We start from the raw sequence: 23,233 nt of genomic DNA, 5'->3' as shown, positions 1-23,233 counted from the left end.
GGAGGACGCTATATTGTCATTAGATATTGCAACATTATTAGCTTCTATGAACCAGGTGTCTGAGGCCGGTGATCGGACAGGCGCTCTCATGACCTTGGCGCTTCCTACTGGGAGTGGCAAGACATTTGCGGTACGGCAACATATTAGCAGGCGAATTGTTTATACTGATGAGCGCTTTTGCTTTGTGGCTAATCAGAATAAAAGCTTACATGCGGATCGTTTTTATGAATCGATTAAACGTGAATGGATAACGCGTGAACTGAAAGTTAGTCAGTCAGATTTTATGATGTTCTATACGCGTAAGGTTGCAGTATTACGGTCATTACCGACCATGGTCAATATAATAACGACACAAAAATTACCTAAAACGTTAGAACACTACCGGGACATCCAAGAGGCTTTGGAGACATTAGCGCAGCGGTATGATGAATTTAAGCATATGGGTGAAGATGTTAAGTCACAGTATTTGCCGAATAACCATGGATTGAAGCAAGCGTATATTAATTATCAACGCACGATTCGACAACAGCTTATCAAGGAAGTCGGTATTGCAGAACCTATCAGTGAAAGTGACAAAGAGACTATTAAACGGCATGTCCGTGACAAAGAGACGCCCTTGACAGCCTACATTAATCGTTATCTTCCAACCATTGATTTAGCTAACCGCCAATTGATAATTGTGGTTGCTGATAAGTTTATTCGTTCATATATATCCTTTTGGGGCGGCTACTCAATTACAGTTAGTAGCCCTACCGTATTGAATCAAGCAACTGTTATTTTTGACGAAATTGACGGGTTAAAACCGATTTTGCTCAATAAAATAATTGATGATGCCCTGAAGATTCCAATTGATTTTCAGCCGTTTTTTTGCCAGGTTTACGCCGGGGTTAATGATCAACAGAAGCGCCGTCCAGCGGATATCATGACTGTTTTACGTAAGGATCATCGGTTACGTAATCTAAAGAGTAGAACCAATGAATTAGCAACAGCTTACAAATTGTTAAAAGACTATAAAACAAAGGGGAGTCCAGCAGCAACTAATTTTATCTTTAATTTAAGTCACCTTCAGATAACGAGTAGTAGTGCGTGGTGGAGTCGTGATGATCCAGACGGGAAATATGTCGCATTACAATCGACTGAGCCGGCCAAAGGCAATTTAAATTTCTATGGAATGGTCCGTGATGTTAATAAATTCATTAAGTATTTTGTGATACAAATTGCGCAGTGGGCAACAAGCTATCAAGCACGGATCAATGAACGGCGTAGTGAAGTCGAAGACTATTATCAATTTGCTGATTCTGTCCGGACTATTTGTGATACTTTGAGGCTTTCTAACGAGACACAAAAAATTGTTTTACTGGAAATCGAAGCTCTGAAAAACATCCGGGGAAATGTTGGCGACAACTTGCAGAACGGCCATTATGGGCGATTATTACAAGACCATGGCATGCAACTCTTTTCGTTGACTGATAGTGATGCGCATCTTAATCGAACGGAGATCGGAGCGGCCTTCATATACACGACGCCAGAACAATTTTTGCTGAAATTAGCTCGCAGTAATCGTGTTCTGGGACTATCTGCAACTGCCGACCTAGAAACAGTCATTAGCAATTTTGATTTCAAATATATTCAGCAACAACTGGGTGCCGCGTTTATAAAAGGAACGGAGTTAGTTCCTGCAGCCACCAAGGAAGATATGGATGTTAGTTCCCGGTGCCGGGAGCAAGGTGTTCAAGTCAACGTGATAAATGTTATTCCTGATCCTGATCAATTAGATGATATCCGGGTTATGCAAAAATTGATTTTGAAATATCACCCAAATTTTGAAATCAATGATGATAATCACGCTCAATTAGCATTACTCGAACAACTTGTACAGCAGTTAATGCAGCAGCTGAAGCAAAAAGTTAGCGACAATGCGCTTTATTGCCAAAAGCGGTATCTATCATTATTTGGAAGCTTTATCTGTTTTCTAAGTCATCGAAATCGACGGGTCGTATTAGGGCTACAAAGTGTTCTACCAAAGTTAGATACAGAAGTAGATACAATTAAAATGTCAGTTCAGGTAATCGAGCAAGTATTTGAACTACTTGCAGGCCTTCTCTGTCCGGACGAAAAGCATTTACCGCAACTTCATATGATTGCCAAAAAGCTGCAAAGTGAACCGATTGAACAACAAGTGGCCGCAGCTTTAAAAGTACGTTCTGAAGAACAAACGCGTGTGTATTTGCTAAGCGCATACAAAACCCTGGGGGTAGGGGTTAATCTGGTCCGAGCGAATACTGAACCAGATCAGGCGCAGATTATTAATATTGCCCCTGAGGACGCTGATATTCAGGATCCACGATATAAGCAAATTGATATTGATGGGATCTATCTTGGAGCGATAACGCACTTGCTCACCCTGATTCCTGAGTGCGCCACTAAAGCGAATACGAAGCAGTGGATTCGTGGTTATTATGAGTATATGGAACTAGCTGATGCGGATGAAATCTCATTAAATGATATCAAAACATATGCGCGTGAACGGAGTCGGGGGCGACCAATCAAACAGTTTCGAAACACGGTAAGTTATGTCGGCGCACAAACACAGTGTATCCTACAAGCGATCGGCCGACTTGATCGCACGTTTAATAAAGTTGCTGAAGTGACTGTTATTATAGGGGATGGCGTTTTAGATTATTATAACGTGACATCGATGGCGCCTTACCAATTAGGACCAATTGCGCAAGCGCTGCAAGACTATCAGCGGCAAAGTCACTGGCGAGTGGTGACAAGTGAAGTTGTAAAAAAAGAACGTTGGCGTAATCATACTAACCAGAGTCAGGAATTCTTTAATCAAGTTAAGCACGACTTACAGGTGAAAGCTGTGGTTGCACGGCGATACCAGAAGGCGCGTGAATTTTACTTGCAACATCCGACGCTAATGAATAATCAGCGGACAGACCAACCTGAATTTGCTTATCTTGATATGCAAGCGAATGCTTATCATGTGCAACGAAATGGTGAGATGTTTGATTTCCCCGAAAACAATAATGGCCGAGAAAGTATCTCTGCAGCTGCGGCAGGGCTGCCAATCCTATTAGCTTATCCGGGGATGTTGGCGCATTTTAAACAGAATCAATGGGCAATTGAATGGGAATCAAAGAATTATATCTTGAATCCGGTACAATTTGACAACTATTGCGGCATTTTGGGTGAGGTTAGCGCGCAGTTTGTAATTAAGGATCAGTGGCAATATCGAACTAGTCTACTGGGGAATCAGCTGAATGAACTGTTTGACTTTCAACTCGATAAACGGGTGCTAGTTGATGTTAAAAACTGGCGCTATCCTCATAATAGTGAGAACGATGATGAACAAGATTGGGTGTTGAAAAAACTGGCACGAGTATGCAAGATGACTGGTAGAGATGATTGGAAAGTGTTGATTGTCAATCTGATAGAACCCGATAGTGACCTCACCTTTACTAGTCATTTATTAAAAGGACAACGAGTGATGGAGCTTCCTGCTTTACTCAATCGTCAAGGCCAATTTGTGTTAACCGAAACTGAAAAGCAGAAGGTGGCGACATTTATTCATGAATACTGAAGAGAAACTAGCCAAAACCAACTACATTGATTTTGAGTTTAATGATCCGGGTATTAATCAACAATTTAGATTTGCGATAATTACAACACAAATTCCAAAAAAGTTAGGTAGTTGGTTTAAGAAAGCACAAGCACTCGCAATTAAGAAGCTTACAGTAATGATCAATGGCAACGTCAGACAAACGCGGTATCTGATGATGATTAGTCGCACGGCTAAAATCATGGCTACGGACCCTGATATTCAGCAAAAGTTTGTTAATTTTGAACAGTTAGGGCAGTATGGTATCACCGATGACGATTTATTACTTATGTTAATGAAATGTCATTTTCAAGGTAAGCTGGACGAAAACCGAGACTGGTGTAACTTTAACGCAACGGATAGACTCTTCTTAATCATGCCTAATCACACAAAAGAAAAGCCACAGCAACGGGTGGCCTTAGAGGTTATGATTGATCAACATGTCCTAAAATTAATAAGTCGAACATTTACGGAGATTGAGGATGATACGGTCAATGTTGGCTATGCAGTGAGCGAAGGTTGTATGAAATGGCAATACCGGAACCGACAGCAAATTTTTAGACTTAAAAGTGTCGATAACCAAAAAAATCTCATTAACTTTTTCTCAATTCAGGAAAGTGATTATGAACAAGACAAGGTCAGTACGTTGCATAAATTGTTAAGTCTGACGCAATTGCAGTATTGGATGTGTTTCAAATCGGGGCCGATTGCACACAGTTGCCTAACTGAAATGGCTGTCGATAAAAAGAACGTTACGCCTCTGAAGCGGGCACGAATTATTGACCAACTTATCCATAAAACAGTGACGCTAATGATTGATCCTGAATCAGCAGCACAACGGGAGTTCGCAGAATCATTTGGCAGACTATGGCAGCGCACGCCAGAATTAGCAACCTGTCAGATTAAAATTATAACTGACAGTGCGATGACTACCGGGCTCAATATCCAAATTCTAGATGATAGTCAGGATTCGCGGTACCAAAAGAATACGCCACATCAGGTGATCCAACATTTAATCTATAAAAACTTTGTTAACGAGAAGGTGGCAGGTAACGCCTTATATTTAGGAAACAAAGTACATTTGTTAGAAGACGCAAAAATACGGACGTTACTCAGTCAGCTATTGATTAAACAGGATATTTTGAGTGGAAAAATCACGTTTCCAAATCGTGATGAGATGGCTGCTGCCGCCAAATTCCGATATTATATGATGGCTGACAAGGCATATTATCGTTTGGAAATCGACGATGCCGGAAATTTAACATCTCAGAAGGCTACTAAGGGACAGCGGGGACTGTCGGCAGAGTTTGAAAGAGTGATTCACGAATTCGATGAGGAAAATGGACGGGAAACGCTTAAATTCACCAAAATATTAGCATATGAGGATAAATTATATAAGCTTGGAGAAACAGCACTACGAATTATTCCGAATGCAGAACAAATTAATGCAATGATGAGAAAAGCTAGGTCACATCACTCAATTCACCGCTGGGCACTATTAAAAGTAGCTAATGAATTAGATGATTGTAATCGAGAGTTGAAGCAAGCATTAATCACGAAGATTGAACGGATCAATACCGAGACAATAACTATTGGGAGCTTTCAAAAGATACTAAAAACGGCACCGACACTTAGTTGGCGTCCAAAGTTAATGGCTACCTTTAATCAACGCTTTTTCGATAATGCGCATGTGTGGTTACACTTGCCTGTCAAGCAACAGATTTATGATGATTGGTGGAATGGTATTTACGGAATTGGGTTGTTGATGTTAGGATCGGACTACTATTACTATGTCGGCCGGAATCAAATCATCAAGCAAGATTTAACTCGCGCCACTAGTTTGAAACAAGTTGTTGCCCTTGATAGTATGCAACCAAAGGCAGATATTCAAAGAATTATGCCGTTACTATCAACATTGATGGATAGTGGATATGTTCGTGACGGCCAGTATACGGTTGTCCCTTTTCCCTTTAAATATATAAGAGAAATTATGGAGTTAGAAACGCACGGGACTCAGGTGACGAAACGTTGAGATTGTGACACTTTTTAGCCTGGTAAACGCTGCCAGTCTGATGAATGTGACGATACGAGCTTATTAAATGTTGGATAATGTGGGACAGGGCAACTTAATTGAAAATAGGGTATATTTGATTTGTGAATCTAGTTTGGAACGAAGTAGAATTAAGTCGTTGTTGAATGGTTGTTTCAAAGACGGATTAGGCTTTTAGCAGTCAGATATGACCGTATTATAAAGCAACTTTTTTGAAAGATAGGTAGGGCCTGGATGGCTGAAGGCCGGTTAAAAGAGACCGCCCATTTTCTTGGTATGCAAAGGAGAAAAATAATGACGACAGAATTAACGGATTTACAGAAGTCTATTCAACAAGCGACCGCAGCATTGAATGGTGATCATTCACAAGTTATCGTCCACGAGGCTGAAGTTGATGAAAGGGTTAACGATTATCAGGATAATGCTCAGAAAACGACACACGGCAAATAAATTTGTTTTGGAGCGTATTAAGGTATTTATATGGGTACGCCTTAAATATTGAACAGTTCATGTATCTGCTGTGATTTTCGGTCGATTCCGAACGCGCTAGTTTTTGCAAGCTGGGCTTAACTTTGGTATATGGGATACGCTATACGGTTTGTAATAGATGTGTCTATGCTGGTAACAAGGGGAAATTACGTTAAAAATATTATGCGTCCAAGAAGCAACTGGTATGGCTGCTTCTTGGACGCAGTTTTAATCTGGACGCTTTTGATGCTGGACGTGAGTGGCTTAGAATCTTTGAATCGTTATGGATATACTTATATGGCTATTAACATTTTTGAGATTCGGTTAGGAAAATTCGGCGTTCTAGGCTACAATAATGCAAGAGTTAATTTTACGGAGGAGAAGCCCATGAAAAATAAGGCAGTCACAATCAAAGATGTTGCGCGCCTTGCAGAACGCTCAATTGCGACCGTGTCACAAATTTTAAACGGGCATGGTGATAAGTTTAGTGCGGCGACCGTTGCTAAGGTGGAAGCGGCCCGGGATGAATTAAATTATGAGCCCGATTACTTTGCTCAGCGGATGATTAAGAAGACCAGCAAAACAATTGGGGTCCTTGTGCCTGATATCCGGAATCCCTTTTTTGGTGAGCTACTTCGAGGCATTGAAAATGTCTTGTATCAGCAAAATTTCATCACGATGTTGTGTAATGCTGATCTGGATGAAGACAAAGAACGCGTCTATTTGGATGAACTCAGCCGCCGGGGTGTGGATGGCTTTATTATCGCAAGTTCGGCCGTTTCCAATAATGCGATTAATGATATTCTACGGCAAAAGGGTCACCCATTTATCGTCTTAGACCAAAAGCGCGCCGAAGGGTTCAGTGATTCTGTGTTGACTGATGACTATGATGGGGGGCGGCAAGCTGCTCAACACTTAAAAGATTTGGGACACCGGCAAGTCGCCGTTCTTATTCCAGCAAAACCGTCAGCCAATGTCCAAAAGCGGCTTAGTGGTTTTTATAGTGTGTATCCGCGGACAGCGGTACATGTCATCGCGACGCCGCTTTCTAAAGTGGGTGGTCGACAAGTTGTTCCGGAAATTTTGGCGACTGGAGTTACGGGGATCTTTGCAGTCAATGACGAAATCGCATTCGGTGTATACTTGGGCATGGCTGAACATGATAAGCGGATACCGGATGATTACAGTGTCATTGGCTATGACGATGTCGAAATGTGCCAATATGTCGCGCCCCAGCTTACAACCATCGCACAACCTATTTTTGAGTTGGGTCAAACGACGGCCAACCAGTTACTCGACCGTATTGCTAATCCGCAGCAACCATGGGAAGAACACCACTTACCAGTTAAATTAATTGAAAGAAATTCGACGGCACATTTGAATTAATTATTCAGATGTGTTATATTTTTTACGAGTTATTAAAACGTTTTCATAAAACGTTTTAATAAAAACTAAATTCAGATTAATTTAACTATTTGGAGGGACCATTATGAATACGGTAACCGTTATTGGGAGTATCAACTTAGACCGGACGATTCGGGTTGAAAACATGCCAAAGCCTGGCGAAACGATTCACACTAAGGAAATCTTTTCAGCCGGTGGTGGTAAGGGCGCGAACCAGGCCGTCGCAGCGCAACGTTCTGGTGCTAATACCCACTTTATTGGTGCGGTTGGTGACGATGCTGCTGGTAAAACCATGCTTGATTTATTGACGCAGGAAAAGATCAACTTGGCAGGGATCACAAAGATGACTAATCAATCGACAGGTCAAGCTTACGTCACGGTTAATGATGCCGGTGAAAACCAAATTATGATTCATGGTGGTGCCAACATGGCTTTTACGCCAGCAGACGTTGAAGCCCACCATGATATCATTGAAACTAGTGATTTTGTGGTTGCACAATTTGAAAGCGCTGTCGATAGTACGGTCGAAGCCTTTAAAATTGCACAGGCCGCTGGCGTAAGAACAATCTTGAATCCCGCTCCAGCCATGGAAAAAGTCCCCGCTGAACTTTTAGCAGTTACTGACATGATTGTACCAAATGAGACGGAAACGGAAACTTTGACTGGGATTGCAATCACCGATGAAGCCAGCATGTTAAAGGCGTCCGCTGCATTACACGCCCTCGGTATTTCAGCTGTTATCATTACGATTGGTAGTAAGGGTGCGTTTTATGATATCGATGGGCGACATGGTATCGTACCAGCCTTTAAAGTCGAAGCCGTGGATACGACTTCAGCCGGAGATACGTTTATTGGCGCGATGAGTAGTGTGTTAAATAAAGATTTTAGTAATCTTGAAGATGCGATTCGCTATGGTAACCGGGCGTCATCGATTGCCGTACAACGTTTCGGTGCGCAACCATCAATTCCTTATAAAAATGAAATTACAGCCGCGGAGGGTAAATAATTATGAAAAAAACAAAAGTTATTAATTCAGATTTGTCACGAGTTATTGCAACGATGGGCCATTTCGATAAGTTGAGTATTGGTGATGCTGGCATGCCAGTACCAAGTTCAACCGAAAAAATCGATTTAGCCGTTGATAATGGTATTCCTAGTTTTATGCAAGTCTTGAATAACGTCTTGGAAGAGCTTGAAGTACAACGAATCTATTTGGCAGAAGAAATTAAAGTTCAAAATCCTAAGATGTTGACGGCCATCAAGAAGCGCTTACCAGACACCCCAATTACCTTCATTCCACATGAAGAAATGAAGAAGGACTTGGCTGACTGCAAGGCCTTTGTTCGGACTGGTGAAATGACACCTTATTCAAATATTCTATTGGAAAGTGGCGTTACTTTTTAAAGTAGTTGGTGATTAATGGAGGGATTGGAATGAATACTACCGCTTTACTAATTGGCTTAGGGCCGTTACTTGGTTGGGGACTTTACCCCACGATTGCGTCGAAAATTGGTGGTCGGCCTGTTAATCAGATCTTGGGTTCAACTATTGGAACGTTAATCTTTGCGCTGATTTATGCATGGGTGCAAGGGATTGCTTTTCCAAGCGGCATGAATCTCTGGTTTTCAATTCTATCAGGGATCGGTTGGGCAAGTGCCCAAATCGTGACATTTAAAGTGTTTACGATGGTTGGTTCTTCACGAGCAATGCCAATTACGACGGCCTTCCAGCTGTTGGGCGCATCACTGTGGGGCGTCTTCGCCTTAGGTGACTGGCCTGGGGCAATGGACAAGGTCTTGGGTGGCCTAGCCTTAGTTGGAATTATCATTGGTGCCTGGCTAACAGTGTGGTCTGAACATAAGGATGCAGGTAACGCCCGGACCTTACGCCAAGCTGTTATCTGGTTAGCAGTTGGTGAAATCGGGTACTGGGCTTATTCGGCTGCGCCCCAAGCAACCAATATTGGTGGGGAGGAAGCCTTCGTTCCCCAAGCAATTGGGATGGTTATTGTTTCGATCGTATATGCCCTGTTCTTAGCATCACGAGGTGAAAAGTTAGCCCTCGTTGAAGGGGTGTCATACACGCACATCATCTCAGGTTTCTTCTTCGCGTTTGCGGCGTTGACTTACTTAATCTCTGCGCAACCAAATATGAACGGATTAGCAACCGGCTTTATTCTTTCACAAACCTCCGTTGTATTGGCAACGTTAACCGGTATTTGGTTCTTAGGCCAAAAGAAGACTACCAAAGAAATGTGGGTCACGATTGGTGGACTGATACTAATTATTGCGGCAGCAGCTGTTACGGTGACGATTTAAAACAAATTAATATGGCTATAAGACTATTTAATAGAGTCGCTTTGAAGGAGTTATACGCTTCTTTAAAGCGACTCTATTTTTACGGTTATTGATTACAATGGTCGATTACAAAATTTGCTTTATGATATGGCGATAATGAAAATAATTCGGCATAATATTTATAGTTTATATCAGACATCTAAATGTTTGATGAATCATTAGTCCATTAATTTAAAAAGCCAATGAAAAAAGAGTGCATTAATAATGTATGCGCTTTCGTATATATTTATCTGTGAAGAAAAGAAATGATTAAGGAGCGATTTTGATGAATAATTCATGGATTAATATTTCGGGTAAGGTATACGTTGTTACTGGGGGCTCATCCGGTATTGGTAAAGCAATTGTAACTGAATTATTGAATAACGGGGCGATTGTTTATAATGCTGACCTCAATCAAGGTGATCAGCAAAATGATAATTTACACTTTGTTGAAACCAATGTCACAGATGCGGAAGCGGTTAATCGGCTGGTCTTAAAGGTTGTTGATGAACAAGGAAAAATTGACGGGCTTGTAAATAATGCTGGTATCAATTTGCCACGTTTATTGGCTGACGCCAAGGATCCTCACGGTAAGTATGAATTTGCAGAATCGGATTTTGTGAAAATGTTTGCCGTGAACGTGAAAAGCGTCTTCCTTGTATCGCAGGCAGTTACCCATCAATTCGAGAAGCAACAGTACGGTGTTATTGTTAATATGTCCTCAGAAGCTGGACTTGAAGGTTCACAAGGACAGAGTGTTTATTCAGCAACTAAGGGAGCGATTAATGGGTTCACTCGTTCGTGGGCTAAAGAATTAGGTGAACATAATATTCGGGTCGTTGGTGTCGCGCCAGGTATTATGGAAGCTACTGGGCTAAGAACACGCTCTTATGAAGAGGCGTTAGCTTATACCCGGCATAAAACTGTTGATGACATTCGGGCAGGCTATAAGAGTACGTCAACCACACCTCTTGGTCGGAGTGGAAAACTATCAGAAGTTGCGGATGCAGTTAACTATTTACTATCAGAACGTGCCAGTTACATTACCGGGGTTACGATTAACGTTGCGGGAGGCAAGAGTCGTGGTTAACCTTTAAATTTTAGTTGGGGGCATGGTGAGGCAATGGATAGGCAAAGTTTTGAAATATTAAACTTTTTTATTAATAATGATGCATTGACACTAAGAGAATTACAATCCCATTTTTCTGTTTCGAGAGTCACAATTACCAAGAATATTCGTGCAATCAATGATTATTTGGTGGGTATTGCAAAAATCAACGTTAATCAAGCCAAGTTTTACCTAGTTATCAATAATTATTCTGCCATGGCTAAGCTACAAACTAATTTTTTGAAAAAGGATTTAGATTTCAATGATCCCTCAAAGCGACAAGTAACGATTTTAAAAGAATTGTTACAGCAAATCACGGATTACGTTATTCTGGATGATTTGGCAGAATCATTGGCTGTGAGTCGTGGCACTATCAATAAGGATTTAAAAGCGCTCAAACAACAGCTTGATTATTACCAAGTCAGAATTGAGACAAAAACTAATCGTGGGATTCATTTAGCGGTTGAACATGATTATATGTATGCAGTAATTACACGAACTTTAGTCGGGAAATACTACGAACTGGAAGCAACCTGGGATAAAGCGACAGATGTCAAATTGCTTAATCTTGTTAAAAAACTTGATCATAATAATGATACTGTGACCATGTTTAAAAGAAATATTGCAGTTATTAATTGGTTACGTAAATATAACATTCAAATCAATGATCGTATTAATAACTATCATCCACTTCTTAGTGATGTAACGATGGCGTCCTTGCGGAATCTAGTTACTGAGATAATTGGTAGCTCGTTAAGCACTAGCGAATGGGAGTTTATTTCATACCCATTAAACATTAGAAAGCTACCGAAGGATGATAATCAGTTAGTTCAAGTGGGATTGGTCGAAGTTGAGGATTTAATGCAGTCGGTTTTTCCAATCCTTAAGCAAAAATTAGATGTGAATTTGGACTTTAAACGGCTGTTGATGGAGTTGCGATATCATTTATTATTTCTCATTAATCGGGCTATTTTTGATGTCAAGTCAGAAGGATTTATCTCGGTAGACATGTTAAGTAAGTATCCAGTTTCAACGGAGTTAGCGCAATTAACATTATCAACCATTGCCACTAAATTGAATATTCGGATTCGTTCCCAGGAGGTTGGTTATTTAACAGTCTATTTTCAGATGGAGCTCGAAGAATACATGGCAGCACCAATTATTCATCGGGTTGCACTAGTTGAGCCCATTAATACTAGTATGAAAAAGTTTATTTCCGAGAAATTGAAAGAAATGTTAGATGATGATTTGCAGATTGATGTTTTTAACTCAATTAGTGAATGGGAGCAGAGTCCAGAAAAATATTTACTGATTTTTTCTAACAGTTTTTTAACAGATAATGAATTAATTAACCACGCGCCTATTATTCGGTTGAATTCTATTTTTAATCAAGGAACGTTACGTGAACGTCTTCAAATTTCGTTGGTTGATGAAGCTGTTAATCAGGGGCAGTGTCGATTTGATGTCACGCAGTTTGATGAACAGGAGACCTACGTCACTGGAGTGAAAAAATTAATTAATCAAGAGATACAACATGGTCAACTGACACCAGATTTTATGCAAGCTTGGCTTAATCGAGAGCAACAATCGAGTAGTATTTTTGGTGATGGGGTTGCATTGCCACACGTTATTGATAAATCTGGACTAAATCGAATCCTTGTAACAGTAGGAGTGTTTGAAAAACCGGTAGTATTCGATAATCAAAAGGTAAACGTGGTTTTTTTGGTCGCAATTCCGTATAAACTAGATGCAACATTAAGCAAAATATTAGCACAAGTATACGATCTAATTCGCAGTATCACAGCTAACAGCAATATTTATAATAACTTGAAAAATTATGATGAAAATCAAGGATTAAATCAGTTGATGGAGGCGATTTAATGTTAATTTATTTTGGCGTGATCCTAGTCAGTGCGTTTCTATTACAAGGTTTCCTTGGACTAAGACAAATTAAGAATTTTTCTAAAACCTTTCATCAATTACGAGTGTTGGCGCCAGTAGCAATTGGCAAAAATCCTAAAAAATTACGGTCGGGGACACTAATTCTATTAGCGATAAAGGATGACGGCACGATCTTAGAGGCTCAAATGATGAAGGGGGTTACGATTTTTGCAAAGTTTAGGGAATTGCATCAACTGCGGCAGAAAAATATTGCGAAAATTGCTGCTTCATACCAGCAATTAAAACAATTCGATAAGCTAACGCGAGTTTGTCTATTGGATGCCTATAAGAACTATTTAAATTACAAAGCAAATCAGCTAACGCCACAAGATTTCGATGGTAGTGTCAAAATTTGGAGCCTACCAATGATTGAAAAGCTGAAATCTATTTATTATAAAGGCTTAGCAAGTTTGCGAAAAAAACAAGTGAACGTAAAGGAGCATTAATACTATGAAAGTAGTCACAGATTTGGCCTCGGGCTTTATGGGGCTGTTTCAGAGCGGTGGTAAAACATTAATTGGATGGATGACATCAATTATTCCTGTTGTGCTATTGCTGTTAGTCTTGATGAACGCGATTATTGCCTTTGTTGGTGACAAGAAGATGGCCAAGTTGGCCAGAGCTTCGTCAAAGAATCCTGTAACCCGTTATTTAATTTTACCGTTTGTTTCGGCATTTATGCTCGGTAATCCTATGGCGCACTCAATGGGACGGTTCTTGCCAGAATACTATAAACCTAGTTGGTATGCATCGATTGCTCAATTTTGCCACACTAGTAATGGGGTATTCCCACATATCAATCCTTCCGAGTATTTCATTTGGTTAGGGATTGCGCAAGGGGTTCAGAAGTTAGGATTGAATACAATGGATTTGGCGATTCGATATCTATTAGTCGGCCTAGTAATGAACTTTATCGGTGGTTGGATTACTGACTTTACAACAGCCTATGTTTGCAAACAACAAGGGATTACCTTGTCCAAGAAAGTTGAATTTAACGGCTAATTGAGAGAGTGAGGAACGAGATCATGGCAAAAGAATATCATAGTATCAAAGTTGTTAAAGGCTCTGGTGGCTGGGGCGGCCCGCTAATTATTACACCAACTATCACGAAGCATAAATTTGTTTATGTCACTGGAGGTAATAAACCAGCAATTGTTGATAAGATTGCTAAGTTGACAGGAATGGAAGCTGTTGATGGCTTTAAGACGTCAATTCCTGATGAAGAAACAGCATTAGCGGTTGTAGACTGTGGTGGGACATTAAGGTGTGGAATTTATCCCAAGAAGGGTATCAAAACAATTAACGTATTACCGACTGGTAAGAGCGGTCCCTTAGCGCAATTTATGAATGAAGCTAATTATGTTTCCAATGTAGATGTTGATCAGATTATGTTGGTAACATCTGAGGAGGAGCAACTTTCTGATAGTCAAAATGAAAGCGCTAACCGATTTGAGAATGTAGATGATGATACGAAATTCGATAATACAAAGACACTAACAGCACAAACAAAAAATCCTGGGATCTTAACTAAGATTGGGATTGGCGCTGGGCGAGTTGTTTCGACGTTTAATCAGGCCGCAAAAGATGCTGTTCAAACAGTTATTAATACTATTATTCCATTTATGGCATTTGTGGCATTAATTATTGGGATTATTAATGGCTCTGGAATTGGTAAGGTTTTTGCCAGTGTCATGGAGCCGTTAGCAGGCAATGTCTGGGGCTTGATGGTTTTAGGATTTATTTGCTCATTACCATTTTTATCTCCATTGCTTGGGCCAGGCGCAGTTATCGGTCAAGTTATCGGGACCTTGATTGGCGTTGAAATCGGGAAAGGTAATATTCCACCACAGTATGCCTTACCAGCATTATTCGCGATTAACACGCAAAATGGTTGTGACTTTATTCCAGTTGGCTTAGGACTAGCTGAGGCTGATTCTAAGACGGTTGAAGTTGGGGTGCCATCAGTGTTATATAGTCGGTTTATCAATGGCGTTCCGCGGGTCTTTATTGCTTGGATTGCAAGTTTTGGATTATATTCAAAATAAATTTTTAGAAGGTTTGAGGTGTATTGTATGATGACAAAAGAGAGAATTATCTTTTCAACAAAGGTCTTAGAAATAGGTGCGGAATCTGCTGATTTTAAATCGATTGGCATGGCAGTATTATTTGGTGATGAAGCTCCAGACGCATTACGGCCTTCTTGCTTTATTATCGAAGTTGTCCCAATAAGTGAGCAAATCACAGCAGGAATGAAACTTGAAGTCGACAATCAAGTCTATCAAATTACAGCAGTTGGTGGCGAAGTCCAGACTAACCTTGGAAGATTAGGTCACACGGCTATTAGTTTTACGGGTGCAAAGGAGGCTAAATTGCCTGGGACGTTATATGTTGAGCAGGGTGATTATCCTGATTTTAAAGTCGGTAGCGTGGTACGGATTATAGCTGAATAATTAATTTGGCAGATACTATTTTGCTATGTGTCAAGTTGAGTTAAGGTCATGTTTTGAAAGCGGTAGTTAGCTTGCGAGGATGGCTTTTTAATGGGAATAATTTACAATTGAAGTGCAACAAATGATCAAAAAGAAGCCCCCCAGTCTGAGTCCCTGTAAAATATAGTCACCACAACATCCTTACAAGGAGGACTCATATATCATCATCTTACCCTAAATGACCGTGAATGCCCACTAGTGGGGCTAATTTTAAAACAGTCTTATCAAGACATTGCCCAACGCATCGGTTGTTCTAAAGCGATTATTTCACGGGAAGTTAGCCGGAATGGCGGTCGTTCTAAATATTCCGCGGTTAATGTTCAACTGAAATTATAAACGTCAACGCTTGAACAGTCGAAGACCACGGATCTTATCGCAAACTGATATCCGAGTATTCGTCATTAATTGTATCGTCCATCGTAAATGCCCTCAGAACAAATCGCAGGACGTTTAGATTTTGAACATAGTAACTGGAAAATCAGTTACAACACAATTTATCGTGGGATTGCTTTGAATAGTCTTGGTGAAAAGTGTAAAAGTCGTGGTGTCCGTGGATTTGCCTGCCAATTGAGACATCGATGTAAAACGCGCAAAGTTAAGGAAACTATCAAGGAACGGCGTGGTCGTTTTAACGATGTGCCTTCAATCCATGAACGCCCACTTTCAGCTGAAAGTAGAACTTGGTTTGGTCACTGGAAGGTGACACTGGTAGACCGTAAATCACGATATTTATTAGCGGAACGGGTAAAGACGCTTACACTTGATTGTGGAACCAATGAAAATATTAACGGTTTAATTCGCGAATGTTTTCCTAAAGGAACTGATTTGAATTACCAGGAGATTATCGTATTAGTCACAGATCTAAATAACCGTCCACGCAAGGTCTTGGGGTGAAAAAGTCCAAGCGAAGTGGTCTTCGACAAAAAGTTACGCTTGATTTAACAATTCGTCATAATCAATATTATTGTTTAAGAGATTGGCATTGAAAAACAACCTGAGATTGATCATCAATGTGATGACAATAATCTCAGGTTGTTTTTGAAATTGGAACAGTCTATCGATTGTGCAATTGTTGGTGATAATTAAAGTAGCTTTTGAAAGTGATATACTAGCGAAGACAAAAAAATAAATTTTTATTATAAATAATTAACTAAGTACATTACGATTGAAAGCTGGACTTTTAGGTTGAAGCCAAAATGTTCTTTATCAATTGTTTAAAAATCGAAGGATTTAATGCTACTAATGGTTAGATCGGCAAACCACTGGCGATCAATATGAAACAATACCTCAGCATTAGGCTTACGGTTGGTAATATGATAATAATCGATAACGGTCTCCCCAGTAGTGAGCTCTCCTTTAGTCTCTACTTCAACATTGCAACGTTTACTTGTAAACTTTGAAGGATCGATGAGCCAAGCAACTGTACAAGGGTCGTATAATGGGAGACCTTTAAATCCCCATCGTTGACGACCAAATGAAATTCCATAGAAGTCCATAAGGCCGCTAATTGTCTGAGCTACTGAATTATCAATATTATGAATTTTTTCGATTTCGTTAGGAAGTAGCTGTGCTTCAAATGCGACATTTAACGGCGCTAAAATAATCGGTATTCCGGAATCTAAGACGATTTTCGCAGCTTCTGGATCCACCTGAATGTTGAACTCAGTGGTTGGTCCCCAGTTTCCGAGTCCCATGCCACCCCCTAGAATAACAATCTGCTTGATACGAGAACGTAACTCAGGATGCACAGATAGGAATAATGCGATATTTGTGCAAGGCCCTGTGACAACTAGAGTGACTTTCTGTGGGTGATCAGTGAGGATCTTAGCAATTAGTTCGATAGCTGGTATTCCTTGAGAAAAGAAATCTGGGGATGGTAAATCTGCACCATCTAACCCTGTAACACCATGCATACTAACGCCGGAGATTAGGGAACGCATTAAAGGCTTCGTGTTTCCTGAAGCAACTGGAATATCTTGACGTTTCATTAAAGTAAGAAGGGACATCGCGTTGCGTAATGTTTGACTGTGACGCTGATTTCCAGCTGAAGTCGTTACAGCGAGTAGGTTAATATCCTTTGATGCAATTGCAATCATTAAGGCTACGGCGTCATCATGTCCTGGGTCACAATCTAAAATAATATCTTCCAAAATTATCAACTCCAATTTATTTTATCTAAAGAAAAGCTGAAATCATCTCTTAGTGTAGGCGAAATTAAAAAAGTGGTTAGTTCACCATAATCAAAAAGATAATTCTCAGCTTCTCTCACTAATAATTATAATATAATAAGCATTTGTCGATAAATATTAACAATTAAAAGTTTATATATTCCGTGATGCGGATTATATCTCGATTAATTTAATATACTTCACAGGTGGTGTAATAAGAACTAAAAAGCACCCAAGTCTGTTGAATCAGAAGGGATAATCTGATTTAGAATGACCTAGATGCTAAAAAAATTTGTGCATGATAAATTGCGCTTAAAGAGTGACAATTACTTTACCATCAGGATTGCCGTTTTCGACATCTGACTGTCCTTTACGAATACCGTCAAGCGTGAAAGACTCCAAGTGATCAATCGGAACATGTAACTGATTGTTCCGAATCATTAAGGAAATGGTGGTGAATGCATCACTATCGCGATATTCACGTCGAGGGATAACTTGCCTGTAAATAACGTCTGGTTTTAATGTGCGGTCCTTAGGCAAGGTTGTTAGTGAGACGTATGTGCCAGTAGGCTTAATGATTTGTATTCCAGCAATTGAAGCGCCAAGATTAGTAGCATCGATTAGAATATCTGCCATGCTTTTGAATTTGGAACTGACGCGTTCGGTATCATACGCCCCAAATTCAGAAGCCCCAAGATTTAAAACAGTTTCTCGAGCCGACTCGGCGTCCGTTCCAATAACGTATAATCCTAAAGCGTGTGCCATTTGAACAAGCATTGACCCAACGCCACCAGAAGAGCCCAGAATAACGACTGTTTGCCCCTGTTTAACATGGGCTATGTGGACGAGTGTGTTATATGCGGTAATTCCAGATAGAGGGAGTCCGGCAGCCTCATAAGGGCTATAATTGCTTGGACGTGAGCCAAGATGATCAACTGAAACCTTAAAGTATTCGGCATATGTTCCAATCCCTGGCCGTGCTAAAACGTCGTCGCCGATACTATAATCATGAACTCCTGCTCCTAGCTTAACAATGCGACCAACGCCATCAGTTCCTAAAATTGTCGGGAAAAGTAGCGTTACGTTATTCCGAAATTGTCCATTTCTGACAGCAATATCAAATGCGTTAATGGCAAAGGCAGTTGTTTTGACCAATACTTCTCCAGGCTTAATTTTTGGAATAGGGATATTTAGTTCTTCCATAACGTTGGAATTACCATATTGATTAAAGCCAAATGCTTTCACAAGAGATTACCTCCTAGCCTAGCTTTGTTGAGATTGAATATCTATTAGTGCTTGATAAGCAAGATCATGATCTTCCGTATCGGTTAGACCAGATACGATTAAGCTACCGATTATCCCAGTACTTTCAAGTCCGATTGGGAATCCACCACCTACAATTGCATAGTCACGTCGACTCAATCCATTATTGATGTAGAATTTGTCTGGATTTTCTTCATAAATTGCTTTTTCAAACAAAGAACTGTGATCAAATTTATCGACAACGTTTGCCTTCTTGTGGATCCAGAGATTGTTCTCGTTCGTCGTTTGGGTTCCGGCGTGGAAGAAAACGATCCGTTTATTTATTTTGATTAGGATGCAAACTTTATCGAAATTCTCTCGACCGATCTTTTTCAAGCTAATGACTAATTTGTCAACGTCATCCAAGTTAAAGTGTGTGAGCAACGCATTTTTCTCTTGTCCAATAATCTTGTTCTGATCAATCATCAAATAACCTCTTTCTATCTTAATTAATCTAAAGGATAAGTAGTGTCAACCTTTTGTGGCAGGCCAGTTTCTAGTGATTTTTTAGCTGCAATTGCGGCCCGCTGTGCCATGATTACATCGCGACCCTGAGCAACCAGTGGTTCATCTTCCAGAATTGCACGAACAAAAGCGTGCATTTCGGCTAAATAAGCTTCATGATAGCGTTGTTTGAAGATTGGTAATGGCTTTGCTAACTCCTCATGCTTATTGTTGTATAACTCAACAGTGCTGCTGCTGACGTTTTCAGCTTTTAGCATCCCCTCAGAGCCGAAAACTTCGACACGTTGGTCGTAGCCGTATACTGCACGCCGACTATTATCGATTAATCCATAAGTGCCGTTTTCAAACTGGAGAACAAGTGCAAGAGTATCAATATCATCAATATCCTTTAATGTTGGATCGATGAGGGTGCCACCCTTAGCGTAAACTTCAGTAATGTTGCTGTTCATCATATAACGAGCCATATCAAAATCATGCATTGTAAAGTCAAACAACAAACCACCAATTCGTTGAATTAAATCATGAGGTAAAAGATCCGGATCCCGTGAAGTAATCTTAACTACCTGGGGAGTGCCAATCTTCCCCATACGAACATTTTCGTAAATATTCCGAAATTGAGGATCCATCCGGCGATTGAAACCAATTTGAAGTTTAACGCCGGCTTTTTTGACTTCTCGTAAAACGTTTAAGCTGGCTTCTTCTACAAGATTCATGCTTAATGGTTTCTCACAAAAGATATTCTTTCCTGCTTTAGCAGCGGCAGTTACGATTTCTTCGTGAGTGTTGGTAGAAGTGAAAATGAAAACGGTGCCAACTTTTGGATTGTTTAAAATATCGTGATAATCGCGAGTTTGATTTGTGATACCGATATCATTTAAGTGACTTGAAACGTTTTCAATAAAGACATCAGCAACTTGTTCAATTTCAATTTCTGGAATTGTCATCAAATTTTTTAAATGCATTTGTCCTGCGCGACCTAATCCAATAATACCTGCATGTACTTTTTTCATAAATAAAGACCACCTTTAATATTTTTATTGATTAATACACAAGTTAATTATTTATCTTCGGGGTTAATTCCCGTGGTATCACCATATTTAAATTCCATTTGGATCAATTCAAGTGATTTTCCACGCGTTTCAGGTGCATATTTATATGCGAAGATAAATGACAGAATATTGAAAAATACGAAGATCAAAAATGTCCATGTCATTCCGACTGCACTCAATAGTATTGGGAAAAAGTAGCCTACAAGAAAGTTTGCAAACCACAGGAAAAAGGTCGAGACACCCATTCCCAGTCCACGTAAGTTTTGTGGAAATATTTCAGAGAGCAAGAGCCAAACTAATGGAGAGATAAAACCTTGGAAAAAGCCCAAAAACATCATGGTGCAAAGAACGACAAGTATTGGTAACAGCGGGCTCTGGCTAAGAAATGCAGAAACACCAACGATTAAGATAAGTGAAGTGGTAGTGCCGATAATACCAGCGATTAGCATGCTTCGTCTATTCACGCGATTCATAATTGACATGCCGATAAAAGTAGCGATAACCGACACTAGACCATTACCTATATTTGCAATTAGAGCGGCATTATGTGCGAATCCGGAGTTCGTCAGGATTGTTGTTCCGTAATACATCATGATATTAATGCCAATAAATTGCTGCATTACGCCAAGACCGATTCCAATAAAGACCAGGCGTCGAATCCATGGTGTTGATAGGTCCTTGAAAGTGGCCTGCTTAATCTCGCTTTCTTGATTCAATGTATCCTGAATCTGGGTAATTTCTTCGTTACATGTTTCGGGATGGGAGCGGATTTTCCTAAGAGAATCAAAGGCATTATCAAGCTGATTGACCATTACTAGCCACCGCGGTGATTCTGGCACAACCATCATACCGAAGAAGAGTGCAACAGCTGGAATCATGCCAAAGCCAATCATATAACGCCAAATATTAGAAATATGGCCAAACCAATTACCTAAAATAGCATTTACGATAAAGGCTAATAGTTGTCCGGTAACAATCATTAACTCGTTTTGTGTTACTAGACGTCCTCTTATTTCAGGGGTGGATATTTCTGATAGATATGTTGGCACTATAACGGAGGCACCACCCACAGCTAGCCCGAGTAGGACCCGGGAGATGATCATAAACAGTGCATTCGGCGCAAGAGAACAAGCTAATGTGCAAACAAAGAAAAGCAAGGCTAGGTACTTTAAAAGTCGTTTTCGACCAATTCGGTCTGAGAGGTGTCCTGCGAAGACTGCACCGAATGCAGCACCAAGAGTGATGCCACTCGTGACTAGTCCTTCATTATTAGGCGAGAGGTTTAATTCCGCGGGGGTCGCCATATATCCGATTGCACCGTTAATGACACCGGTATCAACCCCAAATAATAAACCGCCAAGTGTTGAAATAAATGCAATATGATTCAGATTACGCCCGGCATTTCGATTGATGGTTTTTAAAGCTGGATCTGATAGCGGTACATGATCAGATGAAATACTTTTTTCAGCAGACATATGAGTCCCTCCTAAGCGCTAATAAGACTAATGATAAATTAAATGGAATCAGCTAACAGTGATTTTAAAGTTAATAACTGAACAAGTATCATTCTGAATTCATTTGCTATTATTTCACTATGGATTGTGAATGTCAACGCTTTTGAAGAAAGCGCTTTTTGTTTTGCGAGTTTTTGAAAATGTGGTTGACAATCCCTTTAATAGTGAGTATTCTTTAAGCGAACACAAAGGCAAGAACTTTTGGCGATTAATCTGATTTTTGAATAAATCGAAATAATTTCACAAGAGCTTGCTCACCTAAAGAATGCTAATGTAAAGGGGCGTCAATATGGATAAAAGCACAAAAATCACAAGCCAAAATATCACAATCGGTATTATCGGTATGGGCCGAATTGGCAATGTGCATTATAAAAATTTAATGCGTATTCCTAATGTTACGGTCAAGTATATTTGTGACTTGGTTGCAACCGAAGAATGGACAACCAAATATAAGGCTGCTGATCACATTGTTACAGATTATCATGACGTTTTAGCTGATTCAGAAGTAGAGGCTGTATTAATTTGTGTCCCCACCGATCTACATCCACAGATCACAATGGAGGCTGCCGAAGCGGGAAAAGATATTTTCTGTGAGAAACCCGTTGGATTTGATGATCACGATATTTTGAAAGCGCTTGATACAGTTGAGCGCTGCGGTGTGAAATTTGAAGTTGGGTTTAATCGACGATTTGATAAAAACTTTCGCCGAATCGTAGATCATCGTATCAATGGAAACATCGGTGATGAACAAATTTTAAAGATTACCTCACGTGATCCTGAGCCACCATCGTTGGACTATATCAATCATTCAGGTGGTATTTTCATGGATATGACCATTCATGATTTTGATATGGCACGGTACATTACAGATGCCGAAGTTGATCAAGTCTATGTTACTGGGAACGTATTAGTAGATCCTAAAATTGGAAGTGCTGGTGATATTGATACTGCCATTATTAATTTATCTTTCAACAATGGCATGATGGGGGTTATTGATAATAGCCGACAAGCTGTCTATGGGTATGATCAACGAATAGAGCTATTTGGATCGAAAGGAATGGCACATGCCGACAATGTCGTTGATAGTACAACCACATATTCCGGAGAAAAAGATGTTAGTGGAGATAAGCCGATGTTTTTCTTCCTTCAACGGTATATTGACGCGTATAGGGATGAAATAGAATCGTTCTTAGATGCTGTTCGTGGGAATCATGAAATTGAATGTACGTTTGAGGATGGTATTAAGGCGATTCGATTAGCTCAGGCAGCTAAAAAATCATTAGAAACTGGGCAGCCAGCAACTGTAGCAGATATTTAAACTTTACTAGGAGG

At 40.1% G+C, this 23,233-nt stretch carries 19 protein-coding genes and 1 pseudogene; 15 read left to right on the top strand and 5 right to left on the bottom strand.

Annotated features, from left to right (window positions below; genetic code table 11):
• Window positions 1-13 precede the first annotated feature (13 nt).
• The 14 genes and pseudogenes from MMY95_RS08230 (at window position 14) to MMY95_RS16085 (ending at window position 16,297) form a co-directional block, all read left to right on the top strand.
• Complete coding sequence (locus MMY95_RS08230; protein ID WP_053267307.1) at window positions 14-3,589, top strand: hypothetical protein; 3,576 nt, start codon at window positions 14-16, stop codon at window positions 3,587-3,589.
• Window positions 3,579-5,639, top strand: a complete 2,061-nt coding sequence (locus MMY95_RS08225) for a hypothetical protein (protein WP_016511070.1) — start codon at window positions 3,579-3,581, stop codon at window positions 5,637-5,639. Before MMY95_RS08230 ends, MMY95_RS08225 begins: the two co-directional genes overlap by 11 nt.
• A gap of 312 nt (window positions 5,640-5,951) precedes the next feature.
• Complete coding sequence (locus tag MMY95_RS08220; RefSeq protein ID WP_225868067.1) at window positions 5,952-6,107, top strand: hypothetical protein; 156 nt, start codon at window positions 5,952-5,954, stop codon at window positions 6,105-6,107.
• A gap of 405 nt (window positions 6,108-6,512) precedes the next feature.
• Window positions 6,513-7,511 carry a LacI family DNA-binding transcriptional regulator gene (locus MMY95_RS08215; RefSeq protein WP_003643604.1) on the top strand — a complete coding sequence of 333 codons (999 nt, stop codon included), beginning with the start codon at window positions 6,513-6,515 and terminating at the stop codon, window positions 7,509-7,511.
• Between the two features lie 103 nt (window positions 7,512-7,614).
• Window positions 7,615-8,535: a ribokinase gene (gene rbsK / locus MMY95_RS08210; protein WP_104796044.1), complete on the top strand. Its 921-nt coding sequence runs from the start codon at window positions 7,615-7,617 to the stop codon at window positions 8,533-8,535.
• Between the two features lie 2 nt (window positions 8,536-8,537).
• The gene (rbsD, locus tag MMY95_RS08205) at window positions 8,538-8,933 is read left to right on the top strand and encodes a D-ribose pyranase (RefSeq protein WP_003641603.1); all 396 of its coding nucleotides are present in this window, start codon (window positions 8,538-8,540) and stop codon (window positions 8,931-8,933) included.
• A 29-nt stretch (window positions 8,934-8,962) separates the two neighbouring features.
• Window positions 8,963-9,847, top strand: a complete 885-nt coding sequence (locus tag MMY95_RS08200; RefSeq protein WP_003641602.1) for a GRP family sugar transporter — start codon at window positions 8,963-8,965, stop codon at window positions 9,845-9,847.
• Window positions 9,848-10,151: 304 nt separating this feature from the next.
• Window positions 10,152-10,955 (top strand): SDR family oxidoreductase, encoded by an 804-nt coding sequence (locus MMY95_RS08195; protein ID WP_003646226.1) that lies wholly within the window; start codon window positions 10,152-10,154, stop codon window positions 10,953-10,955.
• A 33-nt stretch (window positions 10,956-10,988) separates the two neighbouring features.
• A complete protein-coding gene (locus tag MMY95_RS08190; protein WP_015826193.1) occupies window positions 10,989-12,854 on the top strand; it encodes an HTH domain-containing protein in 1,866 nt (621 codons plus the stop codon).
• Complete coding sequence (locus MMY95_RS08185; protein ID WP_053267310.1) at window positions 12,854-13,360, top strand: transcriptional regulator GutM; 507 nt, start codon at window positions 12,854-12,856, stop codon at window positions 13,358-13,360. The genes MMY95_RS08190 and MMY95_RS08185 overlap by 1 nt, the downstream gene beginning before the upstream one ends.
• Window positions 13,361-13,364: 4 nt before the next feature.
• A complete protein-coding gene (locus tag MMY95_RS08180) occupies window positions 13,365-13,916 on the top strand; it encodes a PTS glucitol/sorbitol transporter subunit IIC (protein WP_003641598.1) in 552 nt (183 codons plus the stop codon).
• Window positions 13,917-13,939: 23 nt separating this feature from the next.
• Window positions 13,940-14,959 carry a PTS glucitol/sorbitol transporter subunit IIB gene (locus MMY95_RS08175; RefSeq protein ID WP_053267311.1) on the top strand — a complete coding sequence of 340 codons (1,020 nt, stop codon included), beginning with the start codon at window positions 13,940-13,942 and terminating at the stop codon, window positions 14,957-14,959.
• Between the two features lie 27 nt (window positions 14,960-14,986).
• Window positions 14,987-15,364, top strand: a complete 378-nt coding sequence (locus MMY95_RS08170; protein ID WP_003641596.1) for a PTS glucitol/sorbitol transporter subunit IIA — start codon at window positions 14,987-14,989, stop codon at window positions 15,362-15,364.
• Between the two features lie 195 nt (window positions 15,365-15,559).
• Window positions 15,560-16,297: pseudogene (locus MMY95_RS16085) on the top strand (helix-turn-helix domain-containing protein).
• 320 nt (window positions 16,298-16,617) lie between these two features.
• Here MMY95_RS16085 and rihA read toward each other — a convergent pair.
• From rihA to MMY95_RS08135, 5 genes are all read right to left on the bottom strand, one after another.
• Window positions 16,618-17,556 carry a pyrimidine-specific ribonucleoside hydrolase RihA gene (gene rihA, locus MMY95_RS08155; protein ID WP_167325154.1) on the bottom strand — a complete coding sequence of 313 codons (939 nt, stop codon included), beginning with the start codon at window positions 17,554-17,556 and terminating at the stop codon, window positions 16,618-16,620.
• A gap of 327 nt (window positions 17,557-17,883) precedes the next feature.
• A complete protein-coding gene (locus MMY95_RS08150; protein WP_044432675.1) occupies window positions 17,884-18,816 on the bottom strand; it encodes an NADP-dependent oxidoreductase in 933 nt (310 codons plus the stop codon).
• 18 nt (window positions 18,817-18,834) lie between these two features.
• Window positions 18,835-19,299 carry a heme-degrading domain-containing protein gene (locus tag MMY95_RS08145; protein ID WP_223843863.1) on the bottom strand — a complete coding sequence of 155 codons (465 nt, stop codon included), beginning with the start codon at window positions 19,297-19,299 and terminating at the stop codon, window positions 18,835-18,837.
• Between the two features lie 23 nt (window positions 19,300-19,322).
• Window positions 19,323-20,348 carry an inositol 2-dehydrogenase gene (gene iolG, locus MMY95_RS08140; RefSeq protein ID WP_053267312.1) on the bottom strand — a complete coding sequence of 342 codons (1,026 nt, stop codon included), beginning with the start codon at window positions 20,346-20,348 and terminating at the stop codon, window positions 19,323-19,325.
• Window positions 20,349-20,395: 47 nt separating this feature from the next.
• A complete protein-coding gene (locus MMY95_RS08135; RefSeq protein ID WP_011102251.1) occupies window positions 20,396-21,862 on the bottom strand; it encodes a sugar porter family MFS transporter in 1,467 nt (488 codons plus the stop codon).
• A gap of 328 nt (window positions 21,863-22,190) precedes the next feature.
• Here MMY95_RS08135 and iolG (MMY95_RS08130) point away from each other — a divergent pair, with 328 nt between their 5' ends.
• The gene (iolG, locus tag MMY95_RS08130; protein WP_053267313.1) at window positions 22,191-23,219 is read left to right on the top strand and encodes an inositol 2-dehydrogenase; all 1,029 of its coding nucleotides are present in this window, start codon (window positions 22,191-22,193) and stop codon (window positions 23,217-23,219) included.
• Window positions 23,220-23,233: the final 14 nt, after the last annotated feature.

The organism is Lactiplantibacillus sp. ME-2, assembly GCF_022549155.1.
GTDB classification, from domain to species: domain Bacteria; phylum Bacillota; class Bacilli; order Lactobacillales; family Lactobacillaceae; genus Lactiplantibacillus; species Lactiplantibacillus plantarum.
This window is presented reverse-complemented; position numbering and strand designations above follow the sequence as displayed.